Source organism: Streptomyces barkulensis (genome assembly GCF_002843305.1).
Lineage (GTDB): Bacteria > Actinomycetota > Actinomycetes > Streptomycetales > Streptomycetaceae > Streptomyces > Streptomyces barkulensis.
Genome location: NZ_PGSG01000110.1, coordinates 123836 through 142581, shown reverse-complemented (window position 1 = coordinate 142581; position 18746 = coordinate 123836). Strand labels below are relative to the sequence as shown.

11 protein-coding genes are annotated in these 18746 nt (G+C 75.4%); 3 read left to right on the top strand and 8 right to left on the bottom strand.

Annotation, left to right across the window (positions count from 1 at the left end; all coding sequences use genetic code 11):
* Window positions 1-101: 101 nt before the first annotated feature.
* Window positions 102-1085, bottom strand: coding sequence for an aldo/keto reductase (locus CUT83_RS25525; RefSeq protein WP_101258181.1), 984 nt, complete (start codon window positions 1083-1085; stop codon window positions 102-104).
* 254 nt (window positions 1086-1339) lie between these two features.
* On the opposite strand from CUT83_RS25525, the gene CUT83_RS25520 reads away from it, so the two are divergent.
* From CUT83_RS25520 to CUT83_RS25510, 3 genes are all read left to right on the top strand, one after another.
* On the top strand, window positions 1340-2368 hold the full coding sequence (locus CUT83_RS25520) for a pyridoxal-phosphate dependent enzyme (protein ID WP_101258180.1): 1029 nt from the start codon (window positions 1340-1342) through the stop codon (window positions 2366-2368).
* Between the two features lie 157 nt (window positions 2369-2525).
* Window positions 2526-3347 carry an SAM-dependent methyltransferase gene (locus tag CUT83_RS25515; RefSeq protein ID WP_101258179.1) on the top strand — a complete coding sequence of 274 codons (822 nt, stop codon included), beginning with the start codon at window positions 2526-2528 and terminating at the stop codon, window positions 3345-3347.
* A 276-nt stretch (window positions 3348-3623) separates the two neighbouring features.
* Window positions 3624-5846 (top strand): catalase, encoded by a 2223-nt coding sequence (locus tag CUT83_RS25510; RefSeq protein ID WP_101258178.1) that lies wholly within the window; start codon window positions 3624-3626, stop codon window positions 5844-5846.
* A 95-nt stretch (window positions 5847-5941) separates the two neighbouring features.
* Here the strand turns inward: CUT83_RS25510 and CUT83_RS25505 are convergent, their stop codons facing one another.
* The 7 genes from CUT83_RS25505 to CUT83_RS25475 form a co-directional block, all read right to left on the bottom strand.
* Entirely contained in the window at window positions 5942-6823 is an 882-nt protein-coding gene (locus CUT83_RS25505) for a peptidoglycan-binding protein (RefSeq protein ID WP_101258177.1), read from the bottom strand.
* A gap of 4 nt (window positions 6824-6827) precedes the next feature.
* On the bottom strand, window positions 6828-8444 hold the full coding sequence (locus CUT83_RS25500) for a DUF6519 domain-containing protein (RefSeq protein WP_101258176.1): 1617 nt from the start codon (window positions 8442-8444) through the stop codon (window positions 6828-6830).
* Window positions 8445-8519: 75 nt separating this feature from the next.
* Complete coding sequence (locus CUT83_RS25495; protein ID WP_101258175.1) at window positions 8520-10718, bottom strand: hypothetical protein; 2199 nt, start codon at window positions 10716-10718, stop codon at window positions 8520-8522.
* Between the two features lie 70 nt (window positions 10719-10788).
* Window positions 10789-14706 carry a putative baseplate assembly protein gene (locus CUT83_RS25490; protein ID WP_101258174.1) on the bottom strand — a complete coding sequence of 1306 codons (3918 nt, stop codon included), beginning with the start codon at window positions 14704-14706 and terminating at the stop codon, window positions 10789-10791.
* The gene (locus CUT83_RS25485; protein WP_101258173.1) at window positions 14703-18023 is read right to left on the bottom strand and encodes a putative baseplate assembly protein; all 3321 of its coding nucleotides are present in this window, start codon (window positions 18021-18023) and stop codon (window positions 14703-14705) included. The genes CUT83_RS25490 and CUT83_RS25485 overlap by 4 nt, the downstream gene beginning before the upstream one ends.
* Window positions 18020-18403, bottom strand: coding sequence for a GPW/gp25 family protein (locus CUT83_RS25480; protein WP_101258172.1), 384 nt, complete (start codon window positions 18401-18403; stop codon window positions 18020-18022). The genes CUT83_RS25485 and CUT83_RS25480 overlap by 4 nt, the downstream gene beginning before the upstream one ends.
* Window positions 18400-18738, bottom strand: coding sequence for a hypothetical protein (locus CUT83_RS25475; RefSeq protein ID WP_101258171.1), 339 nt, complete (start codon window positions 18736-18738; stop codon window positions 18400-18402). Before CUT83_RS25475 ends, CUT83_RS25480 begins: the two co-directional genes overlap by 4 nt.
* Between the last annotated feature and the right edge of the window lie 8 nt (window positions 18739-18746).

Genomic DNA, 18746 nt, shown 5'->3' with positions numbered 1-18746 from the left:
CCCGCCTGATCACCCCCTGATGTCCAGGATGCCCGGCCGGGCGCGCCCGCGCCCGTGCGGTGCTCCCGGCACCAGGCCCGGTGCCGGTGCCGGGCGGTTTCTCAACCCGGCGCCTGTGCGCGCTCGTCGATCAGGCCCTGCTCACGCAGGTCGGCCCACAGGCCCTCGGGGACGCCCGCGACGAACGCCTCGATGTCGCGCCGCACCTCCCCGGCCGAGCGCATGCCGAGCACGACGCCCGCGACGGCGGGGTGACGCAGCGGGAACGCCATCGCCGCCCGCGGGAGCGTCACCCCGTGCGCCTCGCAGACGTCGGCGATGCGGTGCGCACGCCGCAGCGTCTCCGGCGGGGCCTGCGCGTACTCGTACCGCGCCCCTGCGGCCGGGCGCGGCTCGGCGAGGATCCCGGAGTTGAACACCGCGGCCGCCAGCACGGAGACGCCGCGTCCGGCGCACGCGGGCAGCAGGTCGTCCAGGGCGCTGTGGTCCAGCAGGGTGTAGCGGCCGGCCAGCATGACCACGTCGACGTCGGTCTCCTCAACGAGCCGGGTCAGCAGGCCGGTGTGGTGCATCCCCGCGCCGATGGCGCCCACCACGCCCTGGGAGCGCAGCTCGGCGAGCGCCGGGTATCCGTGGCGCAGCGCGTCCTCGAAGCACTCCTCCGCGTCGTGGAGGAAGAGCACGTCGACGCGGTCGGTCCCCATGCGGGCGAGCGAGTCCTCGACACTGCGCAGCACCCCGTCGCGGGAGAAGTCCCTCACCCGGCGGTGCGTGGCGGGCACCTGGAAGCTCTCGTCCGTGCGGCCCCGCGGGTCCTGCGGGACCAGGACCCTGCCGACCTTGGTCGACAGGGTGTACTCCTCCCGGGGTCTGCTCCGCAGGAAGCCGCCGATGCGGCGCTCGGAGTGCCCGATGCCGTAGTGCGGGGCGGTGTCGAAGTAGCGGATCCCGCCCTCCCAGGCCGCCGCGAGCGCCCCGGCCGCGGTGTCGTCGTCCAGCGGTTCGAAGAGTCCTCCGAGCGGTCCGCCGCCGAAGCCCAGTTCCGTGACCTCGACCGTGCTGCGCCCCAGCCGGTTCGTTCTCATCCCGCCGTCTCCTCCTCCTGCGTCACTGCGTCACTGCGTCGCGCCGCGGCCCCCGGATACGGGAGACCCTTACGGAGGTGAACCGTCCCCGCGACTTCCGGCGGTCAACCGCGCGGCGGCGGGTTCCGTGCGGTACGCCGCGGTGCGCCGGTGTCCTGGCGGCGTACCGGATTCCCCGGTGCGCCGCCACCGTGTGTCACCATGTACTCCACCGAAGCCCCGCTCACGGACGGCACACCAAGGTGACCACACGGATGACGACACCGGACGGCGCTCCGCGGCGGGCGGTCCTCGGCACCTGGCCGACGCCGCTGGAACCCGCGCCGCGCCTGGCCCTCGCCCTCGGGCTGGGGGCGGAGGACCTGTGGATCAAGCGGGACGACCTCACCGGCCTCGGCGGTGGCGGCAACAAGGTGCGCAAGCTGGAGTGGCTGTGCGGGGCGGCCCTGGCCGAGCGCGCCACCGTCCTGGTCACCACCGGCGCGCCGCAGAGCAACCACGCCCGGCTGACGGCGGCCGCGGCCGCCCGGCTCGGCCTGGGTGCCGTGCTGGTGCTCGCCGGCCGTCCGGGGGCGTCCTCCTCCGGGAACCTCGCGCTCGACGGGCTCCTCGGTGCCCGGGTGGTGTGGGCCGGTGACACCGACGCGGCCGCGCTCGACTCCGTCGCACACGAGATCGCCGAGAAGCTGAGCCGGCAGGGTGCCGTTCCGTCGCTCGTGCCCTTCGGGGGCTCCAGTGTGCTCGGCGCCCGGGGCTACGCCGAGTGCGGGCGCGAACTCCTCGCCCAGGCTCCCGGCCTGGACACGGTGGTCACCGCCGTCGGCTCCGGGGGGACCATGGCGGGGCTCGCCGGCGAGCTGGGCGCGCACCGGGTCCTGGGCGTCCACGTCGGCGCCGTGTCCGCCCCCGCCGTCACCGTCTCCCGTCTGGCCTCCGGCCTGACCGGCACGTACTGCCCACCGGAGTCGCTGCGGCTGCGCATGGACCAGGTGGGGGCCGGCTACGGCACGCTGACGGAGCCGGCCCGGTCCGCGCTTCTCCTCGCCGCGCGCACCGAGGGGCTCGTGCTCGACCCCGTCTACACCGGCCGGGCCCTGGCCGGTCTGGCGGCGGCCGTCGCGGACGGCACGGTCCGGCCCGGGCAGCGCACGGTCCTGCTGCACTCCGGCGGCCTGCCCGGTCTCTTCGGCCACGCACCGGCGCTGGCCGCCGCCGAGTCCGGGCTGACCGCCGAGGACGGGGACGGGGACGAGGACGGGGACGAGGACGCCGCCGGGCTCTGATCCGACTCCTTCCGTCTCCTCGCAGCGGCTTCCGCCCGGCCGGCTGCCGACCGCCGACTGCCGACTGCCGACTCTGATCAACAGAGCTGCTGCCAGGGCGAGTTCGAGCGCGTAGTTTGACGGAAGCAATCGCGCAGAACCTCAGGAGGGGGCTCCCATGACAGATGGAACGACCACATCCGAGCAGGTTTCGGCCCGGATCGACACCACCGTTCCGCACTCGGCCCGGATGTGGGACTACTGGCTGGGCGGCAAGAACTACTACGAGGTGGACAAGGCCGCCGGCGACCAGGTCCGCAGCATCCACCCGGGCATCCTGGACTACGCCCGGGCCGACCGGGCCTTCCTGGGCCGAGCGGTGACCCATCTGGCCGGCGAGGCGGGCGTCCGGCAGTTCCTGGACATCGGCACCGGTCTGCCGACCAGCGAGAACACCCATGAGGTCGCCCAGCGCATCGCGCCGGACGCCCGGATCGTCTACACCGACAACGACCCCATCGTGCTGGCGCACGCCAGGGCCCTGCTGACCTCCACCCCCGAGGGCGTCACCGACTACCTCGACGCCGATCTGCACGACCCCGACGCCATCCTGCGGGAGGCGGCCAGGACTCTGGACTTCACCGAGCCGGTGGCGGTCATGCTGCTGGGCATCGTGATGTTCGTCGAGGAGACCGACCGTGCCCGCGCGATCGTGAGGCGGCTCATGGACGCGGTCCCCTCCGGCAGTCACCTGGTGCTGTCGCACACCATCACCGCCCCCGGGCTGGACGACGTGGACGCGGCGGTCGAGTACTGGAACAGCGTCGGTACTCCGAAACTCCACCAGCGCACGCCCGAGGAGGTCGCGCGGTTCTTCGACGGGCTGGAACTGCTGGAGCCGGGCGTGGTGTCGTGCTCGCGGTGGCGGCCGGAGCCCTCACCGTCCGGTGAACTCCCCGACGAGGTGGCCTTCTACTGCGGCGTGGCCCGCAAGCCCTGAGGGGCTCCCGGAGCCGCCCGGGCCGGCGGGCCGGCGGGCCGGCGGAAGCGACGGGAGCGGCGGCGGGTACGGCGACGGCGGGGGCGGGGGCGAACCGGGCGGGTGTGCGCAGGGCCTGCCGGAGACACGGCCGCGTGCGTGCCGGGTTTTTTGGGGGGGGCTGCCCGGAACGGACGGGACGGACAGGAAGGTGACTTTTCGCTTTTCGCGTTTCGACGTCCGGTTCGCAGGTGACGAGTGTGCCGTTGCCCGTCTGCCCCACACGGAGGAGCGAACATGGAACAGCAGCACCCCGTTCCCGGCCGCCCCGGTCCCGAGCCGCCCCCGCTCGAGGAGCCGACCGAGCCCCGGGGGCCGCTGCCTCCCAAGCCCGACCAGGGCGGCCCCGCCACCGTCAGCCCCACCGGTCAGCCCACCGGCGCGGACCGGGCGGTGATGGCGCAGGGCGGGGAGTACCTCACCACCGCGCAGGGGCACCGGCTGCCGGACACCGACCACTCCCTGAAGGTGGGCGCCCGCGGGCCGGTGCTGCTGCGGGACCATCATCTGCGGGAGAAGGTCACCCACTTCGACCACGAGCGCATCCCCGAGCGCGTGGTGCACGCGCGGGGCGCCGCGGCCCACGGCGTGTTCCGGGGGTACGGCACGGCGGCGAGTGTGACCAGGGCCGCCTTCCTGGACAAGGACGTAGAGACCCCGGTCTTCGTCCGCTTCTCCACGGTGCTCGGCTCCCGGGGGTCCGCGGACACCGTCCGGGACACCCGGGGGTTCGCCGTGAAGTTCTACACCGGCGAGGGCGTCTTCGACCTGGTGGGGAACAACATCCCGGTCTTCTTCATCCAGGACGCCATCAAGTTCCCCGACGTCATCCACGCGGGCAAGCCGCACCCGGACCGGGAGATCCCGCAGGCGCAGAGCGCGCACGACACCTTCTGGGACTTCGTCTCCCTGCACACCGAGGCCACCCACCACACGCTGTGGAACATGTCCGACCGGGGCATTCCCCGCTCGTACCGGATGATGGAGGGCTTCGGAGTCCACACCTTCCGGCTGGTGAACGCCGACGGCGGAACGACGCTGGCGAAGTTCCACTGGAAGCCGAAGCTCGGCGTGCACTCCCAGGTGTGGGAGGAGGCCCAGATCACGGGCGGCGCCGACCCCGACTTCCACCGGCGCGACCTCGCCGACGCGATCGAGGCGGGCGCCCACCCGCAGTGGGAGCTGGGCATCCAGACGTTCCCCGACACGCCCGAGCAGACCTTCGAGGGCATCGACCTGCTGGACCCGACCAAGATCGTCCCCGAGGAGCTGGCCCCGGTGCAGCCGATCGGGCTGCTGACGCTCGACCGCAACCCGAGCAACTTCTTCGCCGAGACCGAGCAGGTCGCCTTCCACCCGGGCCATCTGGTGCCGGGCATCGACGTCACCGACGACCCGCTGCTGGCCGGGCGGCTGTTCTCCTACATCGACACCCAGATCACCCGGCTGGGCGGCCCCAACTTCGCCCAGCTGCCGATCAACCGCCCGCACGCGCCGGTCAACGACATGCTGCGGGACGGCATGCACCAGACCGCCGTGCACCGGGGTACGGCCCCCTACCGGCCCAACTCCCTTGACGGGGGGTGCCCGTTCACCGCCGGGGCCGACGCGGGCGCGTACGTCGAGGTGCCCGTGGAGGTGCCGGCCGGGCGGAAGGTGCGGGAGGCCCCGGCCTCCTTCGCCGACCACTTCAGCCAGCCGCGGCAGTTCTGGCTCAGCCTGTCGCCGGTCGAGCAGGAGCATGTGATCTCCGCCTACACCTTCGAGCTGAGCCGGTGCTACGAGAACGCGATCAAGGAGCGGGTGCTGCGCACGCTCGCCAACATCGACCCCCGGCTGTGCCGGGAGGTCGCCGAGGGTCTCGGGCTGCCGGCCCCCGAGCCGTCGGAGCCCCTGGCCGATGTCGCGCCCAGCCCGGCGCTCTCCCAGGTGGGGCGGGAGTGGCCCGCGGCCGGGCGGATCGTGGGGATCGTCACCGACGGCGGTGACCTGGAGTCCGTGCGCGCGGTCCGGCAGGCGGTGCTCGACCAGGACATGGTGCCGCTGGTGGTCGCGCCCACCGGCGGCGTGCTGGGCGCGGACACCGGTGACCCCGTCACCGTCCAGCGGACCTTCGCGGCCGCCCGTTCCATCGAGTTCGACGCCCTGCTCCTGGCCGGCGCGCCCGCTCCGGCCGCCGACGCCCACGGGGCCCGGGACGCCAAGGCCGGCAGCGGCGACCGGAGCGGGGACGCCGGGGCGGCGGTCGATCCCCGGGTGGTGCTGCTGGTCGGTGAGGCGTACCGGCACTCCAAGGCCCTCGGTGGCTGGGCGGGCGCCGAGCGGGTCTGGCAGGCGGCGGGCATCGCCTCGGACGCGCCCGGCGTGGTCGGCGGCGGCGACGGCCGGGACGTCCTGCCCGAGGTGGTCCGGCTGCTGACCCGCCACCGGGTCTGGGAGCGCTTCCCCTCGGCCCTCTGAGAACCGCCGCCCTCCACCGGGCCCGGCCCTCCGGCCGGGCCCGGTGCGTGCCGGGGAGTCCCGGTGGCCGGCCGGCGAGGGCGCGTGGCGCGTCGTCAGACGTTGGGGACGCGCAGCTTCCTCCAGCTGGTGGGACCGGGGATGCCGTCGGCGTCCTTGCCGGTGAAGCCCAGCTTGCGCTGCCAGGCGGCGTAGGACTGCCGGTCGGCCTCGCTCCACCGGGGGCCGGGGCCCACCTTGTAGCGCCCGCAGCCCTCGGCCACCAGCCGCTTGCCCATCGCGGTGACGATCGCGCTTCTGCGGCCGACCCGGAAGAAGTCCGCGCCCGGGTACGGCTCGTACCGCGCGGGCGGCTTGGGCGCCGGCTCGGCGGGGCCGTCCGCCTTTCTGCCCAGTCGCCCGGCGATACGGCTCCGCATGGTGCCCATCGGGAAGCCGCGCGGGTCCACCTTGCCCGGCTGCCACTCCCGGTGGCCGATCACGGACTTCTCGTTCCAGCCGTGCGCGCGGCAGACGGCGGCCGCGGCCTTCTCGATCGCCAGTTTCTGCGCCTCGGGCCACGGGTCCTTCCCGTCGCCGAGGTTGACGCACTCGAAGCCGTAGAAGTGGCGGTTGCCGTCGGTGTCGGCCTCGTTGTCGCCGGGGAGGTCCCGCTCGGCGACGACGGCTCTGAGCACGTCGCCGTCGCCCAGACCGGCGTGGTTGGCGCGGCCGTTGCCGACCAGGTGCACCACGCCCTCCTTGTCGATGACTCCGTGGCACAGCGGGCCCGGCAGCGTGGAGTGCCCCTCGTAGCACAGCTCGACGGTGTGGCCTGTGCCGCGGGTGACGGTGTGGTGGATCATCACCCCGTTCACCGGGCCCCAGGGCCCCTTGTGGTTGCGGTTGTGGGTGCGCCAGCCGCGGTACTCGCGGACCTCCAGGCCCTCGTCCCGCAGTGCCTTGACCAGCCTGGAGGCGCTCAGGGGTGTGGCCATTGCGTCACTCGCTCCTCTCGGGTGTGCCCGGTGCCGTGTCCGTCTCGCTCCCCGGCTCCCCCTGGGCGGCCGGCGCCCGCGCCGCGGCCTCCTCCTCGGCCTCCGCCCGGGCCTCGGCCGCCAGCTCCTCCTCGGTCGCCGAGGGGACGGGCCCGGCCAGGGGACGGAAGGACAGCCTCAGGTCGGAGACGCCGTGCTCGCCCATCACCCAGGCCAGCGGCGCATGGTGCACCTGGACGCCGGCCGGCGCGCGCAGCAGCGGTTTGCGGGCGGCGTTCACCGGCCACTCCACCGCCCCGGTGGCGGTACGGGCCGGGATCAGCCAGTGGTCTCCGGGCCGGTAGGCGCCGCCCGGTTCGAAGTACACCTCGACGCCGTCCTCCAGCGGCAGCCAGCGGCCCTCCTCGACCCGGGCCGCCCCGCCCCTCAGCCGGCCGCGCGCGCCGTGTCCGCCGCGCCCCGGCGCCTCGCGGTGGTCCCAGCGGCGCAGGTACGGGTGCAGCCCGGGGCGGCGGCCCACGCCGCCGCCCGGTTCCCCCGACAGCCTCACGCGCCGCCCGGGCAGGTCCACCTCCTCCACCCTCAGCAGCGGCAGCGGCTCGCCGCGGCTGGTGTAGGCGGTGTCGGCGAACTCCACCCGGTCCCCGGTGTTCAGGTCGAGCCTGCCGTCCTCGCCGAGCGTGGCCAGCTCCGCCCAGGTGCCGTCGAGGCCGTCGACGGGCAGGACCACCGAGCCGTTCTCCCTGGACCACTTGAAGGTCGCCTCGTCCGCCGTTCCGCCTTCGTGCACCTCCACCCGGTAGAGCTGGTTCTCCGGGCCCCGGTAGCGGGCGTCGGGCCGCAGCAGGCAGGGGTCCTCGTCGGCCCGCCCGGGGCGCCGGCTGCGCGCCGCCATGCGCGACTTCGGCGCGGAGCGCTCGTCGGCCCACCGGTGGAAGGCGGTGCGCAGGGCGTCCTTGTCGGTCTCGCCGTCCTCCACCTCCAGTTCGGAGGCGGGCAGTGCCAGCACCTGCCAGACCACCTTGACGCGGGCGGCGGTGTCCGCCACCGACGGGCCGAGCGCCACCTCGCGCAGTACCGGATCCTCGGCCGCGGTCACCGTCCGCTCCCACACCTTCAGATAGGCCAGGTAGGGGAAGGCGGTGGGCAGCCGGTCGCCGGGCCGCTCGGGGTCGCGGTGGCCGTCGGGCTGGTCCCAGTAGGTCCAGTGGGCGGGTGTCCCGTCCGCGTCGCCGGCCTGGTCCGCCGCCCTGCCCCCGCCGCCGTCCTCACCGTCGGGCCGTCCGTCGTCGCCGTCGCCGTCGCCGTCGTCCTCGACGGCGTCGCCGGGAGCGGGGCGGGAGGCCTCGCACAGGATGCCGTCGACGTAGTAGCGGCCGCCCCCGATGGTCAGGTCGTCCAGTTCGTGGCCGCGGCTGTCGAGCCCGATGGCGAAGCCGGTGGCGCCGGCCGGCCCGCCGTGCCGTCCGATCAGGTCGGCGGCGACGGTGCGGGCCCGGTGCAGCTGGATCGCCGTCTGCTCGTTGGCGTCCGCGTCGAGCTGGACACGGCCCTGCTGGGCGAGCACCGCCGAGTAGTGCCGCTCCGGCCGGAAGGTGATGCGGGAGAGATCAGCGTGCATGGAAGGGGTCCCCCTCGAAAGGTTTTCCGTACGTCTGCGAGGTCTGCGGATCCGGGCTCCTGGCCGGCCGGTGGTTCAGGTCACGAACAGGACCCCCGCGTCGGTACCGGCGGGCGTGTACTCGGCGAGCCGGGCGCGCAGGTTGTCCTCGCGCTGCGGCAGGTACAGGTCGTGGAAGGCGCCCATGGAGGCGCCGTCCTCCGCTCCCCGGAGGATCTGCGGAGGGCAGTCGTCGGCCAGTTGCGCGTACGCGGGCGTGCCGTAGCGTTCGCTCGCGAACAGCGGGCGCGTCCGTTCCGCCTCCCCCGGCCGCACCGGGTGGCCGGGCACGCAGCGGTACCGGCGCGGGGTGCGCGAGCCCGGCGGCACGTACGAGTGGCGCAGGCAGCCGGTCCCGCGCCGGGCCACGTGCATCCGTCCGGTGAACACGCTGTTCTCGCCGATGGCGACGGCGTGCGTGTACACCTCGCCGATGACGGTGGTGCGGTGCGTGTGCAGGACGGCGTGCGCGTGGCGGCAGTCGGGCCCGGACAGTGCCTCCCGGTCGTGGCCGGTGGCGTCCAGGACGCTGTCGCTGATGTGGATCTCCAGCGGGTCGGCGCCCACCTCGTCGCCGGTGACCTGGACGGTGCCCAGGATGCTGCGCTCGATCCGCACGCACGCGGTGGTGCGCTCCAGGACCAGGCTCGGCTCGTCCGGCGACCGCGGTTCGCACTCCGGCTCCAGCGACCAGCCCGGCACCAGGGTGCAGTGCCGGACGACGACCGTGCCGACCGGGCCGGTGACGTTCAGGCCGCGCCCGCTGACCAGCAGTCCGTCCAGGGTGACGCGCGGCGCGTCCCGGCCCGGTGCGCACTCCTCGTCCGCGCGGATGTTGAGCGCGTCCGGCCGGTTGCTGTACCAGTCCAGCAGGCGGATCACCGGGCGGGCGCCCTCGGCGGCGCGCAGTTGGAGCCGGTCGCCGGGGCCGAGGTCGAAGTCGAGCTGCTCCTGGTAGGCGCCGCTGTGGGTGATCTCGATGACGCCCTCGGGGCCGCAGCGCCCGGCCCGCCGGTCCTCGCGCCACCGCGCGTAGGCGTCCATGATGCGCTGGTGGGCCCGCCCGGGGCCGACCCGGTAGACCGCGGCGGCGTCGGGGGTGGTGCGGCCGGGGCGGGCGTACTCGCCGCCGCCGGTGTCGTCGGGGAAGGCGTGGTGGTAGTCGACCCAGACGCCCCGGCGCGGAGCGGAGCGGGAGCCGAAGGCGATCCGGCCGAGCACCGGGTCGACCACGACCTGGCCGCGGCGCGGGCGGTAGCGCCAGTCGGTGAGGTCGGCGACGGTGATGTCCGAAGGCGGCACCGGCTCCCCGTCCCCGTCCCCGTCCCGCCGGATCACGAAGGACTTGCCCGGCCCGTAGTAGTCCGCGAGCCGGTCGCTGAGCTGCCGGCGGCGGATGTACGCGGGGACGTTGTCGATCGCGGCGATGTGGGTGGCCGACGGTTCCGGTTCGGGCCGGGTCACCAGCGGGGTGTCGTTGCCGAGGATGGAGAAGGTGTAGAGGCTGCGGGCCCGGTCGACGCAGTAGGCGGGGGCGTTCGTGACCGGGTACGGCTTGAGCCGCCACACGTACAGGCCGACCCCGGCCGGGGTGTGCCCGCCGGGCGTGCGGCGTGAGTCTGCGCGCCGTACGTCCGCCGATCGCGCCGTGGCGGCGAAGGGACCGCCCGCCAGGTCCAGCGCCGCCCCGTCGCGCAGGTCGGCCAGACGGCCGCGCTCGAGCCGCCGCCGGCCGGCCGCCGCGGTGCCCGTGCCGTGGAGCCTCACCGGCTGGTGGTGGGCGGTCAGCCGGGAGAACTCCACCACTCGCGCGGGCCAGTCCGCCGCCGACCGCGCCAGTTCCTCCAGCAGGTGGGGGGTGCCCTTGCGGCGCCGGTTGGCGACCGTGGACGCCACGTCCCGGCGCGGCGCGAGCGCGCGGGCCAGCCGCTGCCGCGAGACGTCGTCCGGGCTGCCGTCCCGCAGGCCGGTGGCCAGGACCCGCTCGTAGCCGGGCAGCGGCCGGTAGCCGACCAGATCGCCGAGGTAGGGCAGCACCCAGTCGGCGGCGGTCTCCACGAACCAGTCGTCGTAAGCCTGCTCCACCCCGGTGCGCACGAGGTCGACCTGCTCGGCGATCACGGCGAGCAGGGCGCGCAGGGGCTCCTCCCCCGCCCCCCGCGTCCCGCGTCCGCCGTCCCGCAGCCTGTGCCACTGCGGCAGCAGTTCCGCGAGCCCGTCCGGCTCCCTGCTCATGGCCGTGTCCTTCCGTCGTCCGTCGGGGTCGTGGGGATCGGGGCCGAGCGGGCCGTGGGAGTCGCCGGGCTCATCGGGGGGCCTCCGTGAGGATCAGCGTGTCCGCCGCCGCGGGCGAGAACATCGCGAGCCGGGCCGGGCGGACACCGCGGAAGACGTACACCGAGCGGCCCCTGGGGAGCGGCCGGGTGTCGGTGATGTCGGGGTTGAGCCGCAGCAGTTCGGTGAGCGTGATGCCGTGGCGGGCGGCGATGTCACCGAGCGTCTCGCCGTCCCCGGCGGTGACGGTGTGGACGCGCTCCTCGTAGCGGGCGGGGCCGGCCGGCACGGTCTCCTGCGGTCCGGTACGCCATCCGTCCGGGAGGAGTGGTCCGCCGGACAGGGCGGACGCGGACACGCCCGAGAAGACGTCCACGTCCACGTGGTCCACGCCGGGCACCGAGTGGGCCGTCGCCAGGACCTCCGAGAGCCGGGCGGGCTGCCCCAGTTCCCGCCCGTGGAAGCCCATCGCGTCCAGCAGCGCCTGCCGCAGCCGGGGCTGGACGACGGCCCAGGAGTGGTCGGGCCCGACCGCCACCCGGGCCGCCAGGAGCAGCAGCACCGGTTCGCGCACGTCCACGCGCACCGGCAGCCGGGAGTCGCCGTGGGCGGCGAGGGCGGCGCGCAGGGCGTGCAGGGTGTCGGCGTCCGCGCCGATCGGCGCGTCGTCCACGCCCGCGACCGTCACGTGCAGCACCTGCCGCCGCCCGTCGAACACCTCGCGCGCGGCGGCCCGGCCGATGCCGGCGCGGCAGCGGGTGAAGTCCTCGTAGTCCTGGACGGAGACCAGCCGGTCGAGCGCGGAGACGGCGAGCGGGATGCCGCGCCTGGTCGCCTCCGGTCCGTCGGCGTCCGCGCCGCCGGTCGCGGGCAGCGGGTTGGTGACGGCGGTGACGCCCAGCGGCCGGGAGACGGCCTGGGTGATGCGGCCGGCCGCGACGTTGGCGGCGCCTCCGGTGCCGAAGCGGTAGCGGGCGCGTACGTTCTCGTGCCCGGTGGGCAGCCGCGCGCCGTTCACGCCGTCGCCGAACGTGACGGTGGTGCGGCCGTCGGCGTCCGCGCCGATGACGTACACCCGCTCCCGCGGCCCGCGTCCGGCGAGGCTGTCGACGGGGTGCCACAGCAGCCCGTCGACGCGTACCTCCAGGGCCGGCCGGGCGCCGTGGTGGTACCCCCGGCCGGAGGCCGGGGGAGCGCTGTCCGCGGGCAGCCAGGTCAGCGGCGCGTTCCAGAGGGCGAACGTCTGGCCCGCCCGGCCCGTGTCGCCGCTGCCGACGGCCTCGTCGCGCGTCTCGCCGTGTGTCGCGGGCACCACGTTGCCGTGGATCACCAGGGTCTCGCGCCGGTACCGGTGGGCGAGGTCGGCGGTGAGGGTGAGCACGGTGTGGACGTGGTCGCCGGGCAGTTCCGGATCGACCCGCTGTTCGACGGCGGCGATCACCGCGAGTTCGGTTCCGCGCACCCCGGTGGTGCCGGGGACGTCGGTGCGCTCGCCGGAGAGGATCAGTGTCCGGCCGGGCCGCAACCCGTCGTACAGCTCGGCCAGTTCGAGCTCGTTGCCGCCCACGTCGTCGCCCAGCGGCTCGTCGGCGGGCCGCAGCGGCTCGCCCGCCGCGTGCACGGTGGCGTCCCGGATGTGGGACAGCAGCACGTCGTGCTCGTCCAGCCAGGGGTCGGCGAGGGTCAGCTCGGTGCCCCGCCCGGTGATGCCGTACCGGGCGTAGGAGCCGGTGCGCACGGCCGTCACACGGGTGGTGACCAGCGAGAGCCCGCTGTCTCCGGGAATGCCGCTCGGGGCGCCCTTGCGGGGGCGCTCGATCGCGACCCGGCTGCCCGCGGTGATCCTCTCGTGCACGGTGTCCAGGGCGATGACGTTGCGGTGGACGGGCTCGGGGACGGTGGCGATGCCGATCTCCACGGCCGCCGGCCCTCCTCCGGTCCGGTGGACGACGGTCAGCTCGTGGCCGCCGTACGTGGCCCGCTCCGGCCTGTCCGGGGCCAGGTGCCACTGCAGCGGCGGTTCGCCGTTCCTTATGGCGACCTGTACCCGGGCGTCCGCCCCCGGCCGGGAGACGAACAGCGTCAACTCCGGCAGTCCGCCGCTCAGTTCGGCCGTCACTCCCGGTTCCTGGGAGTCGGCCGGGCGCCGCCGCAGCCAGCTCAGATCGTTGTCCTGCCCGGTGCGGGTGGACAGCCGGACCTCGCCGGGGCCGAGGGCGAAGCGGAGGTCGGCGGGGAGGTTCTCGGCACGCTGCACCGACGCGGTCGTCTCGGCGTGCACGAACTCGGCCCTGACCGGCACCTTCCCGCTCGTGTCGAACACGACCCGCGCGGTGGTCAGCGTGTTGCCCGTCAGCGGCCAGTCGGACTGCCGGATCACCCGGCCGCGCTCGTCCTGCACCGGCTTGAGCGGTGCCGTCGAGCCGAAGGGCGCGGCCGTCACCCGCATGGCCAGCAGATCGGTGAGGGCCCCGGGGGCCGGGGGCGCGGCCGGCACCGAGCGGCGCCAGGCCCGGTGGAGCTCGCCGGACAGCGACGGGTCCAGCGCCGCCGCCAGCCGTGCGCCCAGGTCGGACTCCGGGCCGAACAGCCGTGCCGGGTCCGCCGGTGCGGCGCCGGCCGCGGGCGGGCGGTGCGCCGCCCCTCCCCCGCCCGCGCCCCGGGAGCGCAGCGCGGGCAGCAGTTCGCCGAGGGCGCGGGCGGCCGCGCCGCCCGGCCCTTCGCCGGCTCCCGTGCCCGGGGCGCCCCCTGCCGCGAACCGGCCCTCAAAGCCGTCCGGCCGCAGCGGCTCCAGCTCCGCCGCCCTCTCCTGGAGGTCGACGAGCACGGCGGCCAGCCGCTCGAACCAGGCGGCGCTCTCCTGGTGGGGCTCGGCCAGCGCCCGCGCCTCCTCCAGCCGGTCCACCGGTTCCTCCAGGCGGCGGGCGAACGCCGCGGGCGTGTCCAGCAGGTCGAGGTCGGCCCGCAGCCGGCCGAGCACCTGCTCGTCGAACTCCTCGACGAGCAGGCTGCCCACCGGCCGCGGATTGGGGCTGTCTGCGGCCGGTGTGATCCACCGCTGCAGCTCGCCGACCAGCTCGGCCAGGGTCGGGGGCGGCGACACGGGCAGGCCGAGGGCCGTGCTGTCGTCGTCCCGGTCGGTGCGGATCCGCGTCACCGGCAGCAGCAGCCGCCGCCCGGAGTCCGCGGGGTCCGCGGGGTCCGCGGAGTCGCCGGGATTTACGGGATCACCGAAATCGCCCGAACTGTCGCCGCCGAAGACGAACAGCAGGCGGTCGCCCACCGAGAGGGCGTTGGCCGTGCCCGCGACGTACAGCTCCGACCGCTCCCGCAGATCCTCGTAGGTCAGCGGGGCCGGGCGGCGCCGCCGCACCCTCAGGTCGTTCCACGACCAGCGGGCCGTCAGGTCCTCGGTCGTCTCGAACGTCTGCGCCTCCTCCCGGGAGGAGGCGGGCACGCTGTGGCTGCGCGAGCCGCGCGGGATCAGCACGGGGACGTCCTCGCGGCTGCGCGGATCCCGTTCCACCGTGTACGCCAGGTGAGTGTCGGCGGCGATCCCGGGGCGCGGCCGGTACCCGACCAGCCGGCCCAGCCGTACCAGCGAGCGGTGGTCGTCGGCGGTGCGCAGATAGCCCTCGTCGGCGATCCGCTCGCAGTGGAAGGTCAGCAGGTCGCCCAGGACCGCCCAGGCGTCCAGCAGCGCGATCGCCGGGTCGTCGGGGGTGCGGACGGTCAGCCGGCGCAGGGCCGGGTAGGCGGGCGAGGCCAGCCGGTCGAGCATCGCCGCCAGGAAGGAGCCGTACTCGCCCACCCGGTGGTCGAGCGCGGTGCGGCCCGGCGGGTTGTGAAGGGGCCGCGGCGCGCGGCGCTCGTCGTGGCGCCCGCCGCCGGCGGGTGCGCGGTCGCGGGAGCAGCCGCAGGAGCGGCCGCCGCTGTGGTAGCCGGTCATCGCGTACCTCCCAGCCTCAGGGCGAGGCGGCCGTTCTCGGGCCGCTCCGGGTCGTTGTCGCATCGGGCGACCTCCAGCGGGGCCGGCCGCAGCACACCGTCGTCCGGCAGCGGGTCGCCGGCCGGGTCCGGGGCGTCGGTGGAGGCGTCCGCGAACAGCCGCCGCAGCCTGGTGACGCGCACGCTCTCCACGCCCTGGACGGCCGCGGCGACGGCCACCAGGCGGCTGAGCCGCACCGGTTCGCCGAAGCCGAGCGCATCCGGGTGGAAGAGGCCGAGCCGGCCTCCGGGCAGCCGGCGGTTGCCGAGCACCCGGCGCAGATCGGCCAGGATCCGGCCCGTCTGATGGCCGGGCGTCACGCACACCTCCACCTCGATGTCGAGCGGCACCGGCCGCGCGGGCCCGACCACCAGGTCGTGACCGATGAGGCGGTAGGCCTCCAGCGACTGCGCCACCGCGTCCAGGAGTTCCGCGGGCGCCTGTCCGGTGCCGTCGGCGTCGACGGCGACATGCGCCTCCCGCACACTGCCCGTCCAGCGGATCTCGGCCGCCGCCCGCTGCACGCCGGGCAGGGCGGAGGCCAGTTCGGCGTAGTCCCGCGCGGTCACGGCGCGCAGCCGCACCCGTCCCGGAGCCGAAGGCGCGAGCCGGCGCACCTGGTCGACGGGCTCCGGATCGGTGCCGCCGGCGGCCGGCAGCGGGTTGCGCACCCCGGCCACGGGCATCGGCTCGCCCGCGTCCGCGCCCTCCCCGGCCTCCCCGGCCTCGTCGGCCTTCCCGGCTTCCCGGCACAGCACCAGGTGGTTGATGGCCTCGGCGCCGACGTTGCCGGCCCTGCCGCCGCCCAGCCGGTAGTGGGCCTCCAGGGTGGTGCCCGGTTCGGGCCGGGCGCCGTGCAGACCGTCGCCGAAGCGCAGCGCGAGCCGTCCGTCGTCCTCCAGTTCACCGACGAAGTGGCGGTCGCGGGGGCCGCTGGCAAGGAGGTCGCGGCGCGGCTCCCACACGGCTTCCCCTCCGTCCCCGCCGTACCCGCTTCCGCCCCTGGTGCCGCCGGTCAGCCGTACGGCCGGGAGCGCCGTGCGCGGATCAGGGGTCAGCGCGGACGCGGGTCCGTGCAGCTCCGGCTCGTCCGGGTGGAGTCCGGCGGCGTACACCGGGCCCCAGCCGTGCGCGATCTCCCAGGCCGTGCGCCCGTCCAGGACGCGTCCGGCGCGGGCCCGTGCCGTCAGCACCTCCAGTCGGCGCAGCTTCGCCGCCAGCAGCCGTTCGGCGCGGTGGAGCAGCTCGCGCAGGGCGGGTACCGGGTGGCGGCGCAGCTCCAGCCGCTCCAGCGTCTCCAGCCCGAACAGCACGGTCAGTTCGGCGATCTCCCCCTCGTCCAGCCCGTCGCGGTCGCGGGCGCTGCGCCACAGCTCCACCAGCCGCTGCCGCACCCGTCCGGGGACGGCGGCCAGCCGTTCGGCCTGGCCGGCCGAGACATGGCGGGGGTCGGGGAACGGCGCGGCCTGGGCGACGGGGAAGCGGTTCGGGCGGGGGCGGAGGCGCGGAGCGATGCCGGGGTAGACCGACTGGGCGAGCAGCGCCTCCAGCGCGGCCTCCTGCTCGTAGGCGGTGCCGGGCACCGCCTTCTCCCCCCTCCGTCCCGCCCGCTCCACACCGAGCCCGGCCCGCCGTACCGCCTCCTCGCCGACGACCTCGGACAGTTCGCGGATGTGCGCCGGTGTCAGCGGCCGGCCGCAGCCGGTCTGCCGGAGCCGGTCCAGGATCAGCCTGCCGGGCCGGTTGCCCTGGGCCGTGTCCGTGTCCGTGCCCGTCCGGCAGCCGGAGGACGGCTCGCAGGACGGGACGACGGCGGGCACCGGTGGTACGCGCAGGCGCTCGGGGAGGTGTCCGCAGAAGGTGAGCGAGCGGCCGTGGTCGACGAGGGCCACGTTGCCGCGCGCGACGGTGACGTCCTCCACCGGTTCGCAGTCCCGGCCGCCGAGGGTGGTCAGATGCAGCGGGAAGGCGAGCGCGTCCTCGCGGGCCCAGGTGACCTCCAGCACCGGCTGGTCGCACAGCCGGTCGACGGCCGGGGTGACGGAGGTCAGCCGTACCGCCTGCCGGCGGGTGGGGTCGGCGTCGCCGGGGGTTCCCGAGCGCGGGCCCTTCACCTCCTCCAGTACCAGCAGATCGCCGGGGCGCAGGTCCAGCCGCCGCTCCCGGCCGCCCTTGCCGGCGGTCTCGTCGCTCCCCTCGCCGGCCCGCTCGTCGGCCCGCTCGCCGGCCCACTCGTCGCGCAGGGTGGCGGAGGTGGCGCCCTCGGGCAGTGCGCACTGCTCGCCGTCCCAGGTCCACAGACGGATGGTGTTGTGCTCGGGCCGCAGCCGCAGCGGCGCGCCGGTGACCGGTTCGAAGACCTCGACCGGGCCGCGCTCCTGAAGTACCGCCAGGTCGCGGTCGTCGATGACCGTGCCGGTGCGCGGCCGGTCGTGCGGGCCGAGGGTGCGCACGTCCACGGCGGCGAAGCGGTACGTCCCGGCGAGCAGCGTCAGCGGCCGGGCCACCTCGACGGCGACCAGCGCGCGGGCGCTGCAGCCGTCGTGCACCGGGTAGTCGACCAGCCGCGCATGGCGGCGCACCGAGACGCGGCGGCGGGCGGTGTCCAGGTACGCCTCGGTGGCGACCGCGTCCTGCTGGTGGCTGATCTGGTCGGCGGTGTACGCCAGCAGCTCGGCCAGGGTGGTGCCCAGGTCGGCGGGGTTGCGTTCGGTCCAGTCGGGCGCCGTCAGGGTCAGGCGGTCCATGACGAGCCGGCGCAGGGTGTCGTAGTCGCGGGCGGTGTAGTCGATCACGGGGGCGGGCCGGAAGGTCCCGGGCACCTGCGCCGTCTCCTCCGGATCCCCCGGCTCCCGGCAGTCGAGGGGCGAGGGGCAGTCGGGCCGGAAGGAGAACTCGGCCGCGTGGTAGCGCTGGTCGAAGCCGGGGAACGGCTCGGTGCCGGGGCGGCCGTAGGGGTCGGTGCCGACGATCGCCAGCCGGTGGCGGCCGAAACCCCCCGTCCGGTCCACGGTGACGTGCAGCCGGTCGTCGAGTTCGGGGTCCTCCTCGCGCTCGACCTCCACCGCGACGGCCCGGATGTCCCTGCCCCCGCGGCCCGGTTCGATGCGGACGTTCTCCGGGCACAGGCCGTGCGGCGCCTTGCCCAGGAAGGTGACGGTGAGGGTGAGCCCGTCGTCACCGACCTCCACCGCGTCCACGCCGTTCAGCCGTGCCGCACGTACTCTGCCGCGCCTGCCTCCCCGGTGCGGGACCGTCGTTTCCCTGCCGCCGCTCATGCCGCGGCCCTCCCCTCGAAGACCTCGTCGCGTCTGCTCGCCGTGGCGCGCACCGTGTAGCGCAGATGAACGCGGACGGTGTTCTCCTCGTCGACCACGTCCAGGTCCTCCACGGCGATCAGCTCGCCCAGCCAGCGCTGGAGCGAGGCCTGCACCGACAGCTCCAGCGCGGAGGCCAGCTCCGGGCTGTTGGGCGTGAACACCAGGTCCAGCAGCCCGCACCCGAAGTCGGGGCGCATCACGCGCTCGCCGGGGCTGGTGAACAGCAACTGCTCGATCAGATCGCGCACGTGCTCCTCGTACGCCGCGTGCGCGGTGCGGCCGCGCCGGTCGGCGCGGAAGGGGAAGGCGATGTCCCGGCGTGCCGCCCCGGCCCTCATCCGCAGGTCACCCCCTTGTGCGCCGCCGGTGCGACAAGCGGCTGCCCCTGCGGCACGAGCCGTGCGGTGAGGCATATGCCCGGTGTGCCCTCCGCCAGCAGCGGCGAGCCGTCCACCGTCACCCCGCCCTCCGCCGGCGTCCAGCGGACGGTGGTGCACGGCACCGGCACCCCGTCGACGGTGTGGCGGCAGCCGGTGACGGTGTGGACGAGCGTGCCGGTGGCGGCCGGCAGGCCGTCGACCAGCACCCCGTGCGCGTCGGCGCCCGCGGCGCTCGCCCGGCCGCCGTGCGGGCAGCCGACCGCGGTTCCCGTGTGCGTGACTTCTCCCGGCAAGACTCTTC